The organism is Raineyella sp., from assembly GCF_034933565.1.
In the GTDB taxonomy this organism is placed as follows: domain Bacteria; phylum Actinomycetota; class Actinomycetes; order Propionibacteriales; family Propionibacteriaceae; genus Raineyella.
Genome location: NZ_JAYFNG010000007.1, coordinates 1 through 20,316 on the forward strand (window position 1 = coordinate 1; position 20,316 = coordinate 20,316).

At 68.1% G+C, this 20,316-nt stretch carries 18 protein-coding genes; 8 read left to right on the top strand and 10 right to left on the bottom strand.

The window, feature by feature from the left end:
- Positions 1-674 (top strand): zinc-binding dehydrogenase (locus tag VB059_RS02220; RefSeq protein WP_323420395.1); only part of this gene is annotated, 674 nt, incomplete at its 5' end.
- Positions 675-752: 78 nt separating this feature from the next.
- Here the strand turns inward: VB059_RS02220 and VB059_RS02225 are convergent.
- From VB059_RS02225 to VB059_RS02235, 3 genes are all read right to left on the bottom strand, one after another.
- Positions 753-1,373 carry a dihydrofolate reductase family protein gene (locus VB059_RS02225; protein ID WP_323420396.1) on the bottom strand — a complete coding sequence of 207 codons (621 nt, stop codon included), beginning with the start codon at positions 1,371-1,373 and terminating at the stop codon, positions 753-755.
- A 246-nt stretch (positions 1,374-1,619) separates the two neighbouring features.
- The gene (locus VB059_RS02230) at positions 1,620-2,753 is read right to left on the bottom strand and encodes a Fic family protein (RefSeq protein WP_323420397.1); all 1,134 of its coding nucleotides are present in this window, start codon (positions 2,751-2,753) and stop codon (positions 1,620-1,622) included.
- 101 nt (positions 2,754-2,854) lie between these two features.
- Positions 2,855-3,697: an SDR family oxidoreductase gene (locus tag VB059_RS02235; RefSeq protein ID WP_323420398.1), complete on the bottom strand. Its 843-nt coding sequence runs from the start codon at positions 3,695-3,697 to the stop codon at positions 2,855-2,857.
- A 104-nt stretch (positions 3,698-3,801) separates the two neighbouring features.
- Between VB059_RS02235 and VB059_RS02240 the strand changes: the two genes are divergently transcribed.
- Positions 3,802-4,089 (top strand): isoamylase early set domain-containing protein, encoded by a 288-nt coding sequence (locus VB059_RS02240; RefSeq protein WP_323420399.1) that lies wholly within the window; start codon positions 3,802-3,804, stop codon positions 4,087-4,089.
- A 103-nt stretch (positions 4,090-4,192) separates the two neighbouring features.
- On the opposite strand, the gene VB059_RS02245 is transcribed toward VB059_RS02240, so the two are convergent.
- A complete protein-coding gene (locus VB059_RS02245) occupies positions 4,193-5,053 on the bottom strand; it encodes an aldo/keto reductase (protein ID WP_323420400.1) in 861 nt (286 codons plus the stop codon).
- Positions 5,054-5,329: 276 nt separating this feature from the next.
- Between VB059_RS02245 and VB059_RS02250 the strand changes: the two genes are divergently transcribed.
- A complete protein-coding gene (locus tag VB059_RS02250) occupies positions 5,330-5,797 on the top strand; it encodes a hypothetical protein (RefSeq protein WP_323420401.1) in 468 nt (155 codons plus the stop codon).
- A 32-nt stretch (positions 5,798-5,829) separates the two neighbouring features.
- Here VB059_RS02250 and VB059_RS02255 read toward each other — a convergent pair whose 3' ends face one another.
- The 6 genes from VB059_RS02255 to VB059_RS02280 form a co-directional block, all read right to left on the bottom strand.
- Complete coding sequence (locus tag VB059_RS02255; RefSeq protein WP_323420402.1) at positions 5,830-7,050, bottom strand: Fic family protein; 1,221 nt, start codon at positions 7,048-7,050, stop codon at positions 5,830-5,832.
- Position 7,051: 1 nt separating this feature from the next.
- The gene (locus VB059_RS02260) at positions 7,052-7,222 is read right to left on the bottom strand and encodes a hypothetical protein (protein ID WP_323420403.1); all 171 of its coding nucleotides are present in this window, start codon (positions 7,220-7,222) and stop codon (positions 7,052-7,054) included.
- A gap of 36 nt (positions 7,223-7,258) precedes the next feature.
- Positions 7,259-7,867 (bottom strand): hypothetical protein, encoded by a 609-nt coding sequence (locus VB059_RS02265; protein ID WP_323420404.1) that lies wholly within the window; start codon positions 7,865-7,867, stop codon positions 7,259-7,261.
- 338 nt (positions 7,868-8,205) lie between these two features.
- Complete coding sequence (locus VB059_RS02270) at positions 8,206-10,053, bottom strand: GmrSD restriction endonuclease domain-containing protein (protein ID WP_323420405.1); 1,848 nt, start codon at positions 10,051-10,053, stop codon at positions 8,206-8,208.
- A gap of 535 nt (positions 10,054-10,588) precedes the next feature.
- Positions 10,589-11,863, bottom strand: coding sequence for an ATP-binding protein (locus VB059_RS02275; RefSeq protein ID WP_323420406.1), 1,275 nt, complete (start codon positions 11,861-11,863; stop codon positions 10,589-10,591).
- Between the two features lie 126 nt (positions 11,864-11,989).
- Entirely contained in the window at positions 11,990-13,261 is a 1,272-nt protein-coding gene (locus VB059_RS02280) for an ATP-binding protein (RefSeq protein ID WP_323420407.1), read from the bottom strand.
- A gap of 227 nt (positions 13,262-13,488) precedes the next feature.
- Here VB059_RS02280 and VB059_RS02285 point away from each other — a divergent pair, with 227 nt between their 5' ends.
- From VB059_RS02285 to VB059_RS02305, 5 genes are all read left to right on the top strand, one after another.
- On the top strand, positions 13,489-14,358 hold the full coding sequence (locus VB059_RS02285; protein ID WP_323420408.1) for an alkaline phosphatase family protein: 870 nt from the start codon (positions 13,489-13,491) through the stop codon (positions 14,356-14,358).
- On the top strand, positions 14,355-15,512 hold the full coding sequence (locus VB059_RS02290; protein WP_323420409.1) for an alkaline phosphatase family protein: 1,158 nt from the start codon (positions 14,355-14,357) through the stop codon (positions 15,510-15,512). Before VB059_RS02285 ends, VB059_RS02290 begins: the two co-directional genes overlap by 4 nt.
- Positions 15,513-15,756: 244 nt before the next feature.
- On the top strand, positions 15,757-16,383 hold the full coding sequence (locus VB059_RS02295) for a type IV toxin-antitoxin system AbiEi family antitoxin (protein ID WP_323420410.1): 627 nt from the start codon (positions 15,757-15,759) through the stop codon (positions 16,381-16,383).
- Between the two features lie 71 nt (positions 16,384-16,454).
- On the top strand, positions 16,455-17,237 hold the full coding sequence (locus VB059_RS02300; RefSeq protein WP_323420411.1) for a nucleotidyl transferase AbiEii/AbiGii toxin family protein: 783 nt from the start codon (positions 16,455-16,457) through the stop codon (positions 17,235-17,237).
- Between the two features lie 157 nt (positions 17,238-17,394).
- The gene (locus VB059_RS02305) at positions 17,395-20,316 is read left to right on the top strand and encodes a helicase-related protein (RefSeq protein ID WP_323420412.1); all 2,922 of its coding nucleotides are present in this window, start codon (positions 17,395-17,397) and stop codon (positions 20,314-20,316) included.

Here is a 20,316-nt window from a genome sequence, read left to right on the forward strand (position 1 = left end):
TGTGTGGCGAGCTGTCGCCGGACCAGCGGGTGGCCGTGGTGCTGCGGTTCTACCAGGAGTTGAGCTTTGCTGAGATCGCCGCGGTGCTCGGCTGCGCCGTGCTGACCGGAGGCGGCGCCGTGATCAACGCCGGTCGGCCCGCCCCGGGCGACGACATCATCGTGGTCGGATTCGGCGGCGTCGGCATGGCTGCGTTGATCACCGCCGTCTCGCTGGGCAAGGGCGAGGTCATCGGGGTGGACGCGGTGCCTGCCAAGCTGGCCCGCGCCAGGGACCTCGGCGCCGCCGCGTACGCCCCGGCCGAGGCCCTCGCGGCGGGGGTCAGAGCGCCGATCGTGATTGAGGCGGCCGGCAACGCACGGGCCTTCGAGACCGCGGTCGCCCTCACCGGTGTCGGCGGCACCACGGTGACGGTCGGTCTGCCCTCCCCCACCGCGGAGGCGACGATCATGCCGCTCGGTCTCACCGCGGAGGCGCGGACGATCGTCGGCTGCTATCTCGGGTCGGCCGTCCCGTCCCGAGACATCCCGACCTATGCCGCGCTGTGGCGGGACGGCAAGCTACCGATCGAGGCGCTGATCTCGTCGACCATCACGCTGGATCGGATCAACGAGGCGATGGACGAGCTGGCCGAGGGGGCGGCGATCCGGCAGGTGATCGTGTTCGAGGAATAGCGAGGGGCTGCCGTACGACACTGCTGCCGGAGGGATCCCCGGCCGGACGTGACCTCCGCCTCAGGCGCCCCGCTCCGGCTACGTCATGTCGCCGGTGCGGAGCAGGCCCGCCGGCCTGTAGCGCAGCAGCACCGCCCCGTTCTCGGAGACGATCGGCGGAGCCAGCAGCGCCAGCGTCGCGGGCGCGGCGCCGTCGGGGAAGACCTTCTTGCCCCGGCCGATCACGACCGGGTAGACCCACAGCGACAGCACGTCGTACGCGTCGGCTGCCAGCAGCGAGTGGACGAGGTCGACACTGCCGATCACGTGGATGTCCGCGTGCCGGTCGCGCAGCGCCGCGACCTCGGCGACGGCGTCCGGCCCCAGCCGGGTGGTGCCGGACCAGTCCAGCGCGGGCGTGCCGCGCGAGGCGACGTACTTCGGCACCTGGGCGAACTTCCGGCCGATCCGGCCCTCGTCGTCGCCCTCGGTGTGCTGCGGCCAGTAGGCCGCGAAGATGTCGTACGTCCGGCGGCCGAGCACCAGGGCGTCCATGGCGTCGATGCCCTCGACGACCATGCGGCCGACGGTCTCGTCCGTGAACGGCGCCTGCCAGCCGCCGTACGGGAAGCCTCCCGAGGTGTCCTCCTCGGGACCGCCCGGCGCCTGCGCGACGCCGTCGAGGGTGGTGAACAGGTCGATCGTGATGCGTCCGGCCATGGCCGGCTCCTTTCCGGAAAGGTCACGCGTCGCGCGGGGCCGGCCCGGCTGTCCGGTCACGTGCACCCGGCTACTCGGGTCAGCGGTTACTCAGTAACCGGTCACCCGGGCGGAACCGGCCACTGACGGCCCGCGTCGCGGCCGACTCCACCGGGGCGGATGCCGCGACAGCACCAGACTCGCAAAACCGCGGTGGCTTGTCGATAGCGAGTGGTCGACAGTCGGGCGACGGCAGCGAACGACGACTCAGCGCCCATCATCTGCCGGTCGGGCCGGCACCGGCCGGGACGGGGCCGCGAGCCGGGTGTCGAATCGCGTGCTGGCGAGGCGGCGCTCGGTGGTGGTGATGAGATCGAGCACTTCGTCGGCGATGTAGGCCGCGGCATTGCGCTCGATCTTGCGGGTCGTGAGCACCTCTGCTTGCCGGAGTTCCTCGAGGGCATCGCCGGCCGTCGGAGCGCTCACCTCCAGGATCCGCCGCACAGTGGAAGCCGTCAGCACCGGCGCCTCCGGAAGCGATGCCAGGATGCGTGATGTTGCCGAGCCTGCCCGTGGTTGAGGACGCATCCCCTGCGAAGCGCGACAGGCCGCCACCCGTTCGGTCCACTCGGCACGCAGGTCGTCGATCCTGTGCACCAGCTGCTTTGACTGTTCGACCGCGACCGACGCTGCGGTGATGAATGTCTCCAGCCATCTGCCGATGCCATGCCGGGCCATCTCATCAGTGGGCCCCTGTCCGTGGCGGTAACCGGTCAGGCCGGCGACGTACGACTCGCTGAGGGTCGCCAGCACCAGACTGATGGGCAACACCGCCGTCGTCGTCACTCCTCGCCTGGTCAGAACGGTGTGGACCAGGGCTCGCCCGACCCGGCCGTTGCCGTCGGCGAAGGGATGGATCGTCTCGAACTGTGCGTGCACCATGGCCGCCTGCACGAGTGGACCATGAGCCGACCCGTTGAGATAGGAGACCAGGTCGGTCATCAGATCGGGAACACGCTCCGGTGCAGGAGGCACGAACGCGGCTTCCATTGGGTGTCTGCTCGAGCCCCCGATCCAGTTTTGTCGCCCGCGAAGGCCATGGAGCCCCGGCTCGTCCGGCAGCAATGCGCGGTGCAGCTGGACAATGTCCTCCACGCTGACGCGTCCGACCTCCACGAGTTGCGTCGTGGCTTCCCGCACCACCGTCATGTTGTTGGCCACCAGAGCCGCCTGTGTGCTGATCCCACGGACCGGCTCGTGGTGCCCCAGTTCAGCCAATGCCACCTGCTTCGGCGACGGCGACAGCCCCTCGATCTGTGAGCTCGCGATCGCCTCCGAGCGCAGCAGGAACCTCGACACGGCGGCGAGCGCGTCGCCACCGACACCATTGAGTTGCACCACCCTCGAAGCAACTTTAGGTGGTCAAAGTTTAATCGTCGGGGCTGCTGTTGAAGGTTTTGTCAGTTGCGGGGCCGGGCCGCACGTGCTTCAGCGCTACGGGTTCAGCGCTCGGCCTCCACGACGGTGATGTCCAGCGGCATCCGGTTGCGGCGGCGCACGCGTCCGGCGAGCAGGTTGCGTACGCCACGGGTCAGGAGCGTGCGCCGCTTCAGGTCGCGGAACTCGGCCCGGTCGGAGGTGACCAGGCCGAGCAACGGACGGGCGGCGACGTCGGGGGTCTGTCCCCACAGGCCGACGACGACCTGCAGCCCGGGCAGCCGCGCCTCGTAGCCCCGCTGCGAGGTGACCTTGCCGAGCAGGTCGGTCATCACCAGCCCCGGGTTCAGGCCGTGCACCCGGACCCCGGTGCCCTTCGTCTCGGCCCGCAGGGTCTCGGTGAACTGGCGGACCCACCGCTTGCTGGAGCCGTACGCGTTCTGCCATGCCACCGACCCCTGATCACCGCGCCCGTACACGTTGACCAGGTCGCCGTGCCCCTGCCCGAGGAACACCGGCAACGCGACCCTCGACCCGTGGAAGGTGCCGAGGATGTTCGTCCGCACCACCCGGGTGAAATCGTCGACCGGTGTCGACGCGGTGGGCCCGTAGATGCCCGGGACACCGGCGTTGTTCACCCAGATGTCCAGCGTCCCGTACGTGAGGGCCTCGTCACGCAATGCCTCGACGTCGCTCCACTCCCCGATGTCACACCGACGCCCGTACGCCTCGATCCCCTCGACCCGCAACCGATCCACCGCGCCGGCGACGTCCGCCTCCGACCGCGCGGCCAGCACCACCGTCGCGCCGTGCCGGCCCAGCAGGCGCGCCATGGCGAGGCCCAGGCCCCGTGTCGCCCCGGTGACGACCGCGACCCGGCCAACAAGAACGTTCTGCGGCAGATCCATAGGACTCCCCCTGTGACATTCGGTTCCGGCAGCCACGTGAGGTTAGAATCCCACCGCTGTCACTGGCGACCGTACCCACCCCCTGCCCAGAGAAAGGCACAACCGTGCTGAGGCTTGCCCGTGACCGGAAGACCGACGCCCTTCGCCTCACGTTCGCGCTCCCTGCCGATGCGGTGACCGGCAAGGTCAGCGTCGTCGGCGATTTCAACAATTGGACGCCCTGCACGCACGTGCTGCGCCGCCGCAGCAACGGCACCGTCAGTGCCGCGGTCACCGTTCGCCCGGGCTCGACGCTGCGTTTCCGCTACCTCGGCGAGCACGGCCACTGGTTCGACGACCCCGACGCCGACCACATCGACGAGCACGGCAGCGTGGTGACCGTCCGGGCCTGAGACACGCCCGGCCGGGACGCCGCGGGCCAGCGAGTCGATCAGCCGGCCTCAGCTTCTTCCCCCGACGCGTGCCGGATGTCCTGACGCCGCACACGGCCACAGGTCAGGCGGCGGCGAGCGTACGTACCTCGTTGTCGGTCAGCTCCAGATCGGCCGCCGCACAGTTGGCCTCGAGGTGGGCCACCTTGCCGGTGCCGGGGATCGGCAGCATCACCGGCGAACGACGCAGCAGCCAGGCCAGCGCGATCTGCGACGGGGTGGCCCCGTCGTGGGTCCGGACGATGTCGTCCATCACGCTGCCCGGCCGGGCGAGCGTGCCCGCGTCCATCGGCGCCCACGGGATGAACCCGATGCCCTCGGCCGTGCAGAAGTCCAGCACGTCCTCGCTGGAGTGGTCGGCAAGGTTGTAGCGGTTCTGCACCGACGCGATCGTGAGGCCGGCGGCCTGGGCTGCCCGGATCTCCTCGACGCTCACCTGGGAGAGCCCGACGAGGCGTACGAGGCCCTCGTCGACGAACTCCTTCATCACCCCGAACTGCTCCTCGCGCGGCACTTTCGGGTCGATCCGATGCAGCTGCCACAGCGGGATCTGCTCCAGGCCCAGGCGGCGCAGCGACATCAGCACGCATTGGCGCAGGTACTCCGGGCGGCCGACCTGGGCCCACTGGCCGGGCCCTTGGCGGGTGTGCGCACCCTTGGTGGCGACGGTCACCTCGCCGTACCCGCTGCCGTCGTGCAGCGCTTCGAAAATGAGGTCTTCCGACACATACGGGCCGTACGCGTCGGCGGTGTCGATGAAGTCCACGCCCAGCTCGACCGCGCGTCGCAGCACCGCGATGGCCTCGTCATGATCGGCCGGCGGCCCCCACACCCCCGGGCCGGTGATGCGCATCGCGCCGAAGCCGAGCCGCGTCACCGCCAGCTCGCCGGCCAGTTGGAACTTTCCTGCGTCAGCAACCGTCATGATCCGACCCTAGTCGGGTGGTGGATCCTCAGTGGCGTCGACATCGAGAGCCAGCACCTTCCGGTCGACGGATCTTGGGACCGCGCAAGAGTGGAGGTGCGGCAGACCAGAGGCCAGCCGACCGCGCTGATCCTGCCAGGTGATACTGAGGTCATGACGTTGAACATCGACACCGTGCTGCAAGGTCTGGGACTGTCACCGGAGGATTGATGGCGACGGGTCGTCACCGCTTCTTCTCCGACAGCCTTCCGTCTCCCCTTCCCCTCGAAGGTTGCCATGTCCGATCTCGCTGACGCCGTGCTGCCGCTGGTCCGTACGCGCGCGGACCTGCACCGCTGGAGCGCATCCAACGCGTACGGAAGCCAGCTGCACGAGGCCGTGGTACGGCCCTGCGAGGCCGTCGCATTCGCCCTGCATACGCTCGAAGACCCTCGGCTGGCCTGGGCACTGGCGCACCCCCTCGACCTGGATGACCCCTATCTGTGGGACGAGCTCGCCACCGCGTACGAGAAGGTCGATCCGCTCGCGGCCCTCACGGTGCACACCTCGAGGGTCCGGGCCGACCTCGAGATCGCCGACGCCAAGCACGTCCGCGCCGCCGCCCGCCGGCTCGCCAGGATGCGCGCCCTCGCACGAAGGGCCGACCAGGTGGCCGAGGTGGACCAGCTCATCGCCGAACTCCGCACCACCCACCGGCGACGACCACGCCTGCAGCAGGAGTTCGACCGAGCTGGGCTGCCCTGACCGCGGCAGTTTCTCCGGTTTGCCCCGGCCCCTCAGCGGCCGTGGAGCGTACGCCGTCCGGCTCGGGCGGCGAACCGGTCCAGCGCCTCGGTGAGCCCCGGCACGGTCCACACCGTCGATCCACGGATCGGCTTCTCCGGACGGATGATTCCGGCCTCGACCAGTCGGTCCAGGATCCGATAGGCGCTCGAGGCCGAGATCCCCCGATCGGTGACCATCTGTGCGGTGAACGCCGGTTCGCTGGCGCACAGCTCGGCGACCGTGAGCAGGTTGGCCGTACGGCGTTTCGCGGTGAGGATCACCGCATTGCGGACGGCCTGCACGTCCTCGCGCAGGACGACCGCGTTGTCGACGGCCCGTCGGGCCGCATAGGCGAAGCGTTCGATGATCGGTGCGAGATCGCCCTGTCGGTAGGCGGTCAGTGCGGCGAAGTACTCCTCGGTGTCGACCAGCAGACCGGAGGAGATCGGCACCGACATGTGCTTCGTCACCGCCTTTCGCCGCAGAATCGCGCTCACCAGGGCACGACCGGTCCGGCCGTTGCCGTCGGTGAACGGGTGAATCGTCTCGAACTGGGCATGCGCGACCGCCGCCTGGACCAAGGGCTGGATATCGTCGCGCCGGATGAAGCCGACCAGATCGGCGATATCGCTCTCCACGGCGGCCGGGTGGACACCGACGTGGGCAGCGGTGACCGGCGACTGGCCGCCGATCCACACCCATTCCCGACGGAAGCGTCCGGCGTTGTCGGGATCGTCGCCACCGTCCAACCGCTCGTGCATGGCAAGAATGGTGGTGGCGCTGATGCGATCGGCCAAGTCGAGGGCCGCGCGCAGTGCCGCAGTGTTGCGGGCGATCATCGTCGCGTTCGGGCGGCTGGAGTCACCCAGTGCGGCCAGGGCGATCCGGCGTGCGTTCGCGGTCAGGTGCTCGATCTGGGAGCTGGCAGCTGATTCGCTGCGCAGCAGCACCGAGGAGAAGGGCACTCCCCAGCCCAGGGAATCCTTGTCGAAGGCCTGCAGCCTCGCCACCGCATCATCGGCATCGGACAGTGCCTCAGGGCCGACCGCTGGCGCCAGGGTGGCGACGTGCGGGACGACGGCATAGTGGAAGGTGCCTCGGTTGGCCGCCCGCTGGCGGCGGCTTGCCGCGGGGTCCGGTCGGTCCCAGTCGGCCTGACCGTACTGGAGGGATGGCCAGGAAGTGGGCGCGACGGCCGACGTCGGGGCCTGATGTTCGGCTGACTCCTGCATCTCACCTCCTGCTGGGATCAGCGTAGGCATATTTTCCCATTAAGACAACTAATGAGAGCTTCCCGTTTCCGTCAGTGACGGCAACAAGAACCGCCTGACGTCCGGCCTCGTTGTCATAGCGGCCCACCGGCTCAGGCCAGCCGCTCTTGCCCTCGCGGATCAACAGTGACACCGAGCGCGCCCCTTCTCGACAGGGCGGTCGAAGCACTCATGGTGATTCCGGAACCAGCTCGACGACGTACGCGTCGTGGTCGGAGAGCCGACGGTGGTCGCGCTCCGCGCTGACCCGCTCGGCGGAGAGGATCTGCCAGCTGCCGGGCACCGCGACGTGGTCGATGCTGCGGAGCTCGCTCAGGTGGTGCGGGAGCTCCGCTGTTGGCACCTGAAGACCGAGGTCGTCGACCGTGGCCTGGACCGCGCGGCGACCTCCCACACTGCCGGCGAACTCCTGGCCGAGCAGCGCATGGTTCCAGTCCCCGCCCCAGACCCAGTCCGGTCGCAGACTCTCACGCAACCGTTCCACGCATCGTTCGGTCTTCTCGGCGTGGGATCCGATCCCCCACGGCTCGTCAGCCCCGCAGCCCCTCCACGGCAGGATGGAGGAGCAGAAGACCCGACCGTCGATCCTGGCCGCAGCACTGGCCGGATGAGGGTCCGGGAGCGCTTCCGACGGTCGGCGCGAGAACACGCCTGCCCAGTGCTGGCCGCGTGCCATGATGCCCGCCGTCAGGAGCTTCGAGTAGCCGGGAAGGTCGAGCCCGGGCGAGATCTCCGTCAGCAGCAGCACGTCGCAGTCCAGATCGAGCAGAAGATCCATGTGGGCCGGCTGGCGACGGGCGTCGAGATTCCAGGCCCCGATCCGCAAAGACTCACCGCCACGATGCTCCCGGCCCCTTGACATCGCCCACTGGCAGTACGGGCCAGCACAGGGCAGGCGTCTGGAAAGTCCCGGCACAGGATCATCATCGTAGCCAACACGCATTATCGGACATACCCACGCTCAATTGAAGTTTTGACTCAGCCCCGTGATTCGTCACTGGGAACATCAAGGCGGCGTCTTCCCTTTAGCGTTCAACGAACCCCGAGGGAACGAGACGTGTCAGTAGCGCGCACCGCGCGGGCGGGGTGGCCAGTTCTTGTTCACTGGTCGACCAACTACTCCTCTTCGTCAGCGACGAATGCTGAGTCGGTGGCGTCGAAATGGTCCGCGGACTCCTGCATCTGCCCTTCCGAGGCATCGCGTTGCACCGACTTGCCCATGGCCTTCTCCACCAGCTTGACGAGTGCCTCACGTCGGGCGGCGAAGAAGGCGTCGAAGTCGTCCGTCCTCATAGCCTCCGGCGCGCATCGGTGTGAGACCAAGAACCCGTCAAGTCGCTCCGGCGTGACATCGGCAGCCTTCTCGATCGCGGTGAGGTACTTCGAAGGGGCGACACCCCCGATCCTTCGATTCGTGATGGCCGACAGGGTCGTCTTGTTGACGATGCTCTCCCTGCGCTCATCATCGATCGCGTTGTCGACGCACCACTTGTACGGGAAGATGTGGTGTATATCGACGTTCATGTCTGCGTACTGGTACTTGTCGAAGGTCTTGCAGTACATCCAGTCCACGGCGTCGTCCGCGATCACCAGCGCGTGGATGCCCTTGTATGCGGCAGCGCCGCGCGTACGGAGCGAATGCAGGCGCGACTCCACGAAGGTGGCATCCTGAATGGTTCTGGGGACTATTGCCCCATCTTCGCCGAGCGCCCAGCACGGGACCTGCTCCAGGTCCCGGACGAAGCGCGTCTCGTTCGCAGCTCCGTACAGCTCGCCCAGGACTCCGCACCAGTACCACTGAGTGATGCGGTCGCGGATGCTGTGCAGGTCGATATCGTTACCCAGCGCCACACGCAATGCGGCCATCGGGACTAGCTGTTTGGCGTACGGCACAGAGCGCTGGTCGAAGATGTGCTGGTCCGCCAGGAACGTCGATGCCCAGACGAAGCCCTCGCGGAGGGGCTCCACCCACTCGAGATACTCGTCAAGCTGGAGCTTGAGGATGTCCTCACGTTTGGCCGACACCGCAGGCGGCCGATCCGAAGTGTCGAGTCGATTCCGCTTCCGCGTCGCCAACATCGTAACTGCCTGCAAGAAGTCGGTGTTCTCCACTGTGTGGAGCACGGGATGGGCGGCAAAGATCTGCTGCGTCGTCAACCAATCTTCATTGAGTCGAAAGTCCTCGCCGTGAACATCGAAATACCCCCTGTCTCCGGCGAAGGTCGCAGTCAGCAGCTCGAAGACGTTGAGCGTGAGGCCACCCGTGTTGACCTTCTCGAACACCGTGGCCACAGCGGCCTTGCTCGTCTGCTTGTCGAGCTCGATGGCAGGGATGTTGTACGTCGAGGCGGGTTGGACGACATGGGCGTGAAACTGACCCGCCAGGTTCTTGTCGTCCAGCGCGAACAGCCATGTATAGGTGTCGGCTCCGCCCAAGAGAAGCCGCAGCGGGAAGAACCCCGCCGCTCGCTCCTTCTCCGGTGTAGAGAGATCAAGGACGACGTCCTTGCCGAAATTGCTGCGCACCACGCCGTCACCCGGGACCGAGACCACGGCCTCATCCATTCGCTCCTCGCCCTGCAATGCCAGGGAAAGGTCGACGTAGTAGCGGCGATCCATCAGCTTGCCACGACTATCCTTCGTGGCGACCACACCGCGCCCGACCAGGGCCTGGGTGAGAGATGTGAGACGTTGCTGACCGTCCAGCAGAAGAGAATCAGCCTCAGTACCGGCCGGGAGGGTGACTCCTTCGACCGGACGCGGCTTGAAGCGGATCTGGTCGTTGCCAGTCTTGAGCAGCATCACCACGCCCATCGGGTGACCACGAAGCACGGTGACCAACAGCTGACGAATTCTCTCGTCCTCCCACTTGTAACCACGCTGGAAGTCAGGCAACTGGATCACTCCAGATCTCGTCCACTTCAGGTAGTCGTTCAACTCATAGAGAGGCGTCTGAAATCCCATCAGTCACATACCACCTGTGCAGTCGACCCAACGGTCCAGGGCGAACCGTGGCGCTCTTGGCAGAGCTCACCATCAGGACCTTACCGACCGACTCCGTCTGCAACGATGATCGCCACGACGTACGCGCCATGATCCGACAGGCGCCCTTCCCCCTGCACGGGACCGCCGCGCTCCGCCGACAGGACGCACCCACGTCCCACGAACCCCGATGTGGTCGATGCTGCGGTAGCTGGCCAGCTGTGGAAGCCAGCCGTCGGTACCGCCATGCCAAGAGTCTTGAGCAGCTCCCGCACCGCCCTACGGCCGGCGATAGCCACCCGGACGGGTCGGGTAAAGGAAGTCGTGCGGATCCCGTGCTGACAGCGTTCGCGACCAACACCACCCGGGGTCAGTCGGCGGATCTGGAGGTCCGTCACCGGCGCCGGCCCGCTGCGTCTGGCAATACCTCGCCGCAAGAACCCTAGAGCCCAGAAGCCTGACTGCGGCGGAGCCGAGCGTGACGCCGTGGCTCGGCGACTGCGGCGGCGCTGGGGTGTCAGGGGCCGAGGAGGCCGAGGGGAACCACGGCGATCCCGTCGGGTCGTCGGTAGGCGTGGGCTCCTGTGCTGAGGACCATGAGGTCTTTGACTCGGGCTCCGTGGTGTTCCCGGAGCCATTGGAGGTGGCGGACGTCCTTGTCGTCGATGCTGGCGGCGAGTTTGACCTCGATTCCGATGACGTGGCCGTCGTGGCGTTCGACGATCAGGTCGACCTCGTGGTCACCTCTTTCGGTGCGGAGGTGGCTGGTGGCGGCATCGGCGGTTTGCGCGCAGACGCGCACGGTCAGGGTGGCGAGACTCTCGAAGAGTGCCCCCAATGCGGAGGCGGGCCCACCGGCCAGGACTCTTCCTTCGCCGTCGATCAGGGCCGACGCGCCGACCTTCATGAGGCGAGCGGCCAGTGCGGGGTCTGCAAGGTGGTGTTTGGGACCTTTCGTGAGGCCCTTCAGAGCGGTGCCGTAGGGCAGCCAGGCGGGCACCGGGTCCAGCAGCCACAGTGCGGTCAGCCAGTCCCGGTAGCGGATGGTGGTCGCCTTGCTGGGCGGATCCGCGTCGCCCGGGCTCGCGGCGGTCCGGATCTTCTCCCACGCGGCTGTGCTCGAGGTGGCGGAGGCGTACGCGGTGATCCAGGCGCGCAGGCTGTCGGGTCGACGCACCGTCACACCCTGCTCGTCGGTCAGGTCACGCGACAGGGCTCGGGTGAGATAGGAGTCCAGTTGGATCCGCCGCGCACGCGGCGCCAGTGGCCGGATCCCAGGAAAGCCGGAGGCCTCGATCTCGTGCGCGTAGTCAGCCAGGGTCAAGGAACACTCACCCCCGATGTCGGGGTGGTTTCCCTCGAGCAGGGAAGCCAGGCTCACGGTGGGCTCGCCCAGCCCGCGCTCGGGCAATGTCATAGGCCGCATGCGCAGTGACACGATCCGGCCGGCTCCGGAATGGGTGGTGGTCCCCAGGGCCGGGGTGGCACTGCCCGTCAGAAGGAAGGTCGACGCGGGTGCGCCATCGTCCACGGCACGCCGGACGTGATCCCACACCTCGGGGACTCGCTGCCACTCGTCGACGAGGATCGGCCGCGGCCGGCCCAAGGCCCGGACCGGATCGGCGCGCAGCACCGACAGAGTCACGGGATCGTCGAGGCTGAGGACGGTGGTGGCCCGCTGCAGTCCGGTGGCGGTCTTGCCGACTCCCTTCGGCCCGTCGATGGCGATGGCAGGGAGCTCGGGCATGAGCGCGTCAAGCTCGTCATCGATCGAGCGTCGCCGGTAGATCATGCCCAAACGATACCATTACAGATCATCAAACGAGACTTTTCCGCAGATCCAAACATCACCTCTCACGAAGTCAGGTCGCCTGAACCGCCCAGGGCCGACGACCTCCAGCACTGGATGTTGGTCGGGTCACGGACCCAGCAATGCCAGGGGGACGACCCCGACGCCATCGGTCCGGCGATAGGCCAGGCCACCCGTGTACACCACGAGGCGATCCACCAGCCGCTCCCCCAGTTGCTCCGCGAGCCAGTTCAGGTGCACCACGTCGGCGGAGGTGACCGCGTCGGAGAGCTTCACCTCGATCGCCACGACGGATCGATCGGCACCTTCCACCACCAGATCGATCTCGTGCTCGGTGTTCTTGGTCCGCAGGTGCACGACTCTGGCCTCGGCCGTCTGGGCGTACACCCGGACCGACTGGGCGACCAGGGATTCGAACAGCGCCCCCAGCCAGGTGCCGGTCCCCGCGGCGAACGGCCCCCCCTGGCCACGCAGCAGACCGGCCTTGCCCACACCCACCAGCCGTGCGGCCAGAGCCGGATCGACCAGGTGATGTTTGGGCGCCCGCGTCAGCCGCTTGAGCGGGGCGAACGCAGGGATCCATGCCTCGACCGGGTCCAGCACGAAGACCCGCGTGAGGTGTTCCCGGTAGGTGTCCGCCGTCTGTCGCACCGGCTTGTCACCCTCGCCCGGAGTCGCCGCATCGAGGATGGTGCTGTACGCGGCATCGGTGGCCGTCGCCGCCGCATACGCCGATAGCCATGCCCGCAGGGCGGCAGGACGGCGGACGACCACCCCGTTCTCCGGCAGCTCCCGCTCCAGGATCCGGTCGACATAGCTGTCCAACTGAAGGTTCCGCGCTCGTTCGGGGAGGTCCCGGATCCCGGGGAAACCCGAACGGAGGATCTCGTCGGTGTAATCGGCGAGACCGACCAGCGTGGTCCCGCTGATCGGAGGCGCCTCGCCGGCGAGGAGGGAGGTCAGGGACACCGTGGGGTCCCCGAGGCCGCGTTCAGCGATGGTCAGCGGCCGCATCGTCATGCGTACGATCCTCCCGGCTCCGGAGTGGATACGTACGCCCGGCGCGACCCCGGCCGATCCGGCCAGCAGAAAGCGGCCACCTGCCGGGTCGTCATCCACCGCCCGGCGGACCCGGTCCCAGACCGCCGGTTCGAGTTGCCACTCGTCGATGAGGACCGGCCCGGGGACCTCGGTGATCAGGTCGAGGTGGGCGCCGACCGCGGCACGTTCGGCCGGCTTGTTGAGCGAGAGGACGGCGGCAGCGCGCTCGGTGCCGGTCGCGGTCTTGCCCACCCCCTTGGCACCTTCCAGCGCGACGGCAGCCAGATGAGGGAAGACCTCGTCGAGGACGTCATCGAGGATCCTGCGGCGGTATCGCATGCCTCAATTTAACATCTGGACAGGGAGAAATTTAACGTTTGGACGACGATGAGTCGAGCATCTGGACGGCCCGAGTCCCTGCGGTTCGCCGCCGAGTCGTCCGCCATGCCCCCAGGGCGTTCAGTCCGATCCCCTCCAAGGTTCAAATCGATGTCGTGTGGACGTTGCGCGGAGTTCGCCCCACAGCGGGAGTTTGCCAGAGCACATCCCTCCACCGAAGGAGCCCCATGGTCGACCTCAATCGTCGCCGCTTCCTCCAGATCGCGGGAGCGAGCGTCGCCGCCTCCGTACTGCAGGAAAGCATCGCCCGCGCCGCCACCATCGCCCCGTCCCACCGCACCGGCACCATCAAGGATGTCGAGCACATCGTCGTCCTGATGCAGGAGAACCGGTCGTTCGACCACTATCTCGCGTCCCTGCGCGGGGTCCGCGGATTCGGGGATCCCCACCCGGCCGTCCTGCCCGGCGGGTCGACCGTGTGGCACCAATCCGATGGGCACCGGGAGGTGCTCCCCTGGCATCCGGGCGACCCCGCCCTGGGCGGCGCCTACCTGTCCGGCCTGGACCACACCTGGCGCGGCGGCCAGGATGCCTTCCACGACGCCAACTACGACCGCTGGATCCCCGCCAAGGGCGACCTGTCGATGGCGTACTACCAGCGCCGGGACCTCGCCTTCCATTACTCCCTCGCCGACGCGTTCACGGTCTGCGACGCCTACCACTGCGGCTTCATCGGCAACACCGATCCGAACCGCTACTACATGTGGACCGGCTGGACCGGCAACGACGGCAAGGCCGGCGGCCCGGTCCTGTACAACGACGAGCTGGGCTATGACTGGATGACCTATCCGGAGCGGCTCGAGAAGGCCGGCGTCTCGTGGAAGGTCTACCAGGACGAAGGCACCGGCCTGGATGCCGCCGGCTATTGGGGCTGGACCGATGACGCGTTCATCGGCAACTACGGCGACACCTCGCTGCTGTACTTCAACAACTACCGCAACGCCCAGCCCGGCGATCCGCTCTACGAGAAGGCACACGCCGTGGCACCAAGGCCCGCGACGGCCAGGACTACTTCGAGCTCCTCCGCGCGGACGTGACGTCCGGCAAGCTCCCGGCGGTCAGCTGGATCTCGGCGCCGGAAGCCTTCAGCGAGCACTCGAATTGGCCGTCGGACTTCGGCGCGTGGTACATCGCCAAGGTGCTGGACGCGCTCACCAGCGATCCCGATGTCTGGAGCAAGACGGCCCTGTTCATCACGTACGACGAGAACGACGGCTTCTTCGACCACCTCGTTCCGCCGCACGCCACGACGCCCCTCATCCCGGGTGCCTCGACGGTCTCGACGGCGAACGAGTTCTACCCGGGCAAGGCGGGCAACGCCGACTATCCGGCCGGCAGCTTCGGGATGGGTCCCCGGGTGCCGATGTTCGTCGTCTCCCCGTGGAGCACCGGCGGGTTCGTCTGCTCGGAGACGTTCGACCACACCTCCATCATCCGGTTCATGGAGGCGCGGTTCGGCGTGCAGGAACCGCAGATCACGCCGTGGCGCCGTGCCGTGGCCGGCGACCTGACCTCCGCGTTCGACTTCACCACGACGGGGACGATGCCGAGCCTGCCCACCACGTCCGGCATGGCGCCGAAGGACAAGCTGCGTCACCCCAGCTACGCCCCCACCGCGCCCTCCGCCGGCACCATGCCGAAGCAGGAGTCCGGCGTCCGTCCGGCCCGTCCCCTCGGCTACGACCTGACCGTCACCGAGCAGGCTCACGCCGGAACGATCGCCGTCACGCTCCACAACGCCGGACGGCTCGGCGCCCACCTCCAGGCGCGCCTGGTCACGCCGGTCGGCCAGCCGCACAGCTACACGGTTTCTGCCGGTGCATCGCTCGACGCGTCCTGGCCGGTGGCCGGCGACTACGACATCCAGCTGCACGGGCCCAACGGCTTCTTCCGGCGCTACGCCGGACACGGCGACAGCACGCTGCTGGCCGATGTGGCTCCGGCCGGTGCGTCGCACCAGTTGCAGCTGAAGCTGAGCGGCAAGCCCGGCCAGCAGGTCGTGGTGACCGATGCGTACGGCGGCGTCGAGCGCCGGCTGAACGGGAACGGCGCGCTCACGCTCGACCTGCGCGCGTCGTCGGGCTGGTACGACGTCACGCTCCGCACGGTGGACGGCTCGTGGACGCGTACGTTCGCCGGGCACATCGAGAACGGCAAGCCCAGCAGCAGCGATCCGCAGCTGGGTCGCTGAGCCGGAGCCATCGGCGGCGCGGACCCACGGGTCACGCCGCCGATGGCATCCAGCCCGCCACGGCCGATCAGGCCCGCCCGGCGAGCGGCAGCGTCTGCGCCAAGATCGGGACCATACCCGCGTACCGAAGGTGCATTCGCTTCAACGGCGGTTCAACAGTTCGTCCGTCATCGTCATGATCGCCGAACAGAGTGCACACCACTACCTTGTAGGTAGTATTCAACATAATGAAGGAGGTGGTCTGGTGGCCACGACAGGACTCCCGGTCCAGATCACCCGGGCCCCCTTGCGAACGGTGCGGCCCGTGATGCTGCGACGCCTGTACGCGAACCCCGAGAAGGAGCTCGTACGGATGCGGAAGCGCGGTCGACTGGTACGCATCGCTTCAGGGACTTACACCGCCAAGCCCGACACTGTCGCCACCGACACCGCATGGTTCCCGAACTTCGAGGAGGCGGCGATCGCGTACGCCACCGGCCAGTACGGACCTCGGGTTCCCATCCTGTTCGGCATCGGCGCGGCACGCTTCCATCACGCGATCCCCAGAGCGCTGGGCGTCACCGTGATCGCCGTGCCCGAGCAGCACCGGCCGGTGACCCTGACCAACGGCGGCAGGGTGGTCTTCACCTGCACCGACACCAGCATGCTCGACGCCCGGCTCGAGACCGGAGGGCTGGGGAAGTTCATGGTCACCACACCCGAGCAGACCTTCGTCGACCTACTGGCCAGGCCGGAACTGGGTGGACTGCCTGCGGAGGCACACGCCGCGGCGGCCGCGCTCGCAAGCAGGATCGACCCGGATCGGGCCCGGCGGATCGCCGCCCTGCGGCCCGCCGCGGTGCAGCGGCGGGTCCAGGCGGTGCTGCAGTGACCACCGGAGCGCGGGACCGGCGACGGCGCCGGTCGGCATCCCAGCATAGCGAGGGCGAGTCGGACCGGTCTGTGGCCTACGAGCTGAGCGAGGATGACGCCGCGGCCCAGGAGCAGCACTTCGGGGTGTCTCGCGATCAGGTGGAGCATGACTTCGCGATCTCCCACCTGCTCGACGCCATCTCCAGCGAGTCGGAGAAGTTCGTGTTCTATGGCGGCACCGCCCTGAGCAGGACCTTCCTGAACGGCCTGCGGCTCAGCGAGGACGTCGACCTACTCTCAGTCGGCCCACGCCCGCAGGCTGCCGTGGCACTGGACCGCGCCATCCGCAGCTCCCTGGAGCCTAACTTCGGCCTGATCGACGCTCACCCCAGGCTGGATCAGGTGAAGGCAGACACCGATGCCTGCCTGTACCCGATCGGCGACGTCCAGATCAGGGTCCAACTCATCACCGGATCGCACTACACCCCATGGCCTCAGCAGACCACACCCGTCTCCATGCGGTACTCGGGGATGCCCGACAGGGTGATGACCACCCTCACCCCCGCGGGATTCGCCTGCGCGAAGCTGTCGGCCTGGTGCGACACAACCCGCAACGCCCCGCGTGACCTGTACGACCTGTGGGCGATGGCCAAACAGGGAATGATCGACGCCGAGGCCGCCGGCACCTTCAAAAGGCTGGGCGCTACCGGTAGCTACCCGACACGATGGATGTTCCCGCAGAAGGCACCCACGCCGACCCAGTGGCAGGACTCCATCGGACACCAGTGTCGGCCACAGGTCGGGCCAGATGAGGCGTACGAATCCGTCGTGGAGGCCTGGCGGACCGCCGCTGAGGATCTCGGGTCGAGGTGATGGTTTCCGATCCGATCGCCCACGAGAGTGACGATGGCTGACCGGCGCTGCGAGGTGTCCAGATGGCCGGAGAACATCACCCGATCGACCGATACATCGTCGGCCACCGCTCGGTAGGGTGCTGGTACTCAGCCGCGTCAAAGGAGCCAGAGACCCCATGCCTTCCCCCACCACCACCGTCATCACCCCAGGTGTCACGGTGGTGGTCCGCGACGAGGAGTGGCTGGTCACCTCCGTCGACCAGACCAACGACGGGCAGCTCCTCCACGTCCAGGGCCTCGGCGCGCTGGTCAAGGGCACCACCGCGAGCTTCTACGAGTCGCTCGACGACATCCAGATCCTCGATCCGGCGCAGGCCACGCTCACCCCGGACAGTTCCACCGGCTACCGCCGCGCCAAGCTGTGGCTCGAGGCGACGCTCCGCAAGACCCCAGTCCCGCTCAGCGACGACAAGCTCGTCGTCTCCACCCAGATGCTCGCCGACCCCCTCACCTACCAGCGATCCGCCGTCCGCAAGGCACTCAGCCCAGACAACCTCAGAACCCGCATCCTGCTCGCCGACGCGGTCGGTCTGGGCAAGACTCTCGAGATCGGCATGATCCTCGCCGAGCTGGTCCGCCGCGGCCGCGGCGACCGGATCCTCATCGTCTGCCCTCGCCATGTCCTGGAGCAGATGCAGCACGAGATGTGGACGCGCTTCGCGCTGCCGTTCGTACGTCTCGACTCGGTGGGCGTGCAGCGGGTGAAGCAGAAGCTGCCGGCGACCCGCAACCCGTTCACCTTCTACCGGCGGGTGATCATCTCGATCGACACGCTGAAGCAGGACCGGTTCGCCAACGACCTGCGCGGCCACCGCTGGGACGCGGTGGTCATCGACGAGTCGCACAACGTCACCAACTCCGCCACCCAGAACAACCGGCTGGCCCGCATCCTCGCCCCGAGCACCGACGCGCTGATCCTGGCCTCCGCGACCCCGCACAACGGCCGGGAGGAGTCGTTCGCGGAGCTGATCCGCCTGCTCGAACCGACCGCCGTGACCCCCGACGGCCGGCTCCGCCCCGAGGAGGTCGAACGGCTGGTCGTCCGCCGCCACCGGCACAGCCCCGAGGTCGCCAACGTCGTCGGCGCCGACTGGGCCGAGCGCAAGGAGCCCCGGAATCTCCTCGTCCCCGCCTCCCCAGAGGAGGACGCGGTCGCCGACGAGCTCGACCGGGTCTGGCTGCACCCACGAGGCTCCTCGCCATACTCCGGCAAGGTCACCCAGCTGTTCCCGTGGACGCTGGCCAAAGCGTTCCTGTCCTCCCCCGCCGCGCTGCGTGCGAGCATCCACAACCGGATCCGCACGCTGCGGGCCCACCCCACCACCGACCGGCAGCGAGAACTCGACGCCCTGCATCGCCTCGACAAGCTCAACGACGCCTCGTACGCGACCGCAGGTGGCAAGTACGGCCGCCTCGTCTCCTACCTGCGTCGGATCGGTGTCGCCAAGAACTCCACGATGCGGGCGGTCATCTTCGCCGAGCGGGTCGACACCCTGCGCTGGCTGAGGGAGCGGCTGCGCAAGGAGTTCGGGATGACCGAGGACCAGGTCCAGGTGCTGCACGGTGGCCTGAGCGACGTCGAACAGCAGGAGATCGTCGAGTCGTTCAAGCAGTCCGGCTCCCCGATCCGGGTGCTGGTGACCGGCGACGTCGCCTCCGAGGGCGTCAACCTGCACAAGCAGTGTCACGAGCTGATCCACTACGACATCCCGTGGAGCCTGATCCGGCTGGAGCAGCGCAACGGCCGGATCGACCGCTACGGCCAGAAGACACCACCGCAGATCACCACGCTGCTGCTGCAGCCCTCCGCGGAGTCCTTCTCCGGCGACCTGGTCGTGCTGACCAAGCTGCTGGAGCGCGAGGAACAGGCGCACACCGCCCTGGGTGATGCCGCCTCCTTGATGGGCAAGTACTCCGTCGAGGCCGAGGAGGAGGAGATCCGCAAGGTCCTCGCCGGCCAGCAGGACCTCGACGAGGTCGTCGCCGACGTCCAGACCGTGGCCACCGGCGGTGGGCTGGCCGGGCTCCTCGCCCGACTCGGCAGCACCGCCACCACCGCCACCGCACCGACGAACGACCAGCCGCGCCCACTGCTCTACACCAAGCAGGTCGACTTCCTGCGCGATGCCCTGCAGGAGGCGTTCCGTACGCCCGCCGCCCCGAAGTCCGCGAACGGCGTGGCCTGGAAGGAGTACCCGCAGGCCAGGATCGCCGAGTTCACTCCCCCGGACGACCTGCGCCAGCGCCTTGAGGTGCTGCCCGGCACCTACCTCGCCGAGCGCAAGGTGCTCGAGGACCTCAAGCTGGTCACCACGACCACCCGCGGCCAGGAGATCCTCGCCGAGGCGCTGGCCGACACCGCGTCGCGTACGTCGTGGCCGGAGGCGCACTACCTCGGCCCGCTGCACCCGGTGCTCGACTGGGCCGCCGATCAGGCGCTGGCCTCGCTGTCGCGCAACGAGGTGTTCGCGGTCCGCGGCACCGTGGAGTATCCGACCGTCCTGCTGGTGGGCACGCTCACCAACAAGCGCGGACAGGTCGTCTCGGCCGCGTACATGGCTGTCGAGTTCTCCGACCCCGACAGTCCCGGCTACGTCACGCCGTACGCGGGCCCTCAGGACATGCTGCAGGCCGTCGGGCTGACCGACGCGATGAGCAACCCGGGCGGCCCCGCCGGCACCGACGAGCTCCAGCGGCTGATGTCCGCGGCGGTGCGGGACGGACGGTCCTACCTCGAGCTGGTCTATGCCGCCAACACCGAGGACACCCAGCGGCGGGTGGACGAGTGGGTGCACCGCACCGACGCCTGGATGGATGCGTACGAGTCCGACGTGCTGATCAAGCGGGAGGAGGTCAAGCAGCGCCGGATCGGCGTCGCCGAGGAGAAGAAGCTCTTGGTCTCGATGGCTCCCGACCGGCAACTGCTGCGCCCGCTGGCGATGGTGCTGCCGGCCGGCCACCCCGTCGCGCCGCCCAGCTCACCGGCCGCGCAACCCGGCACATCGACCACACCCACGCCCCTCGGAACGGAGGCCTGA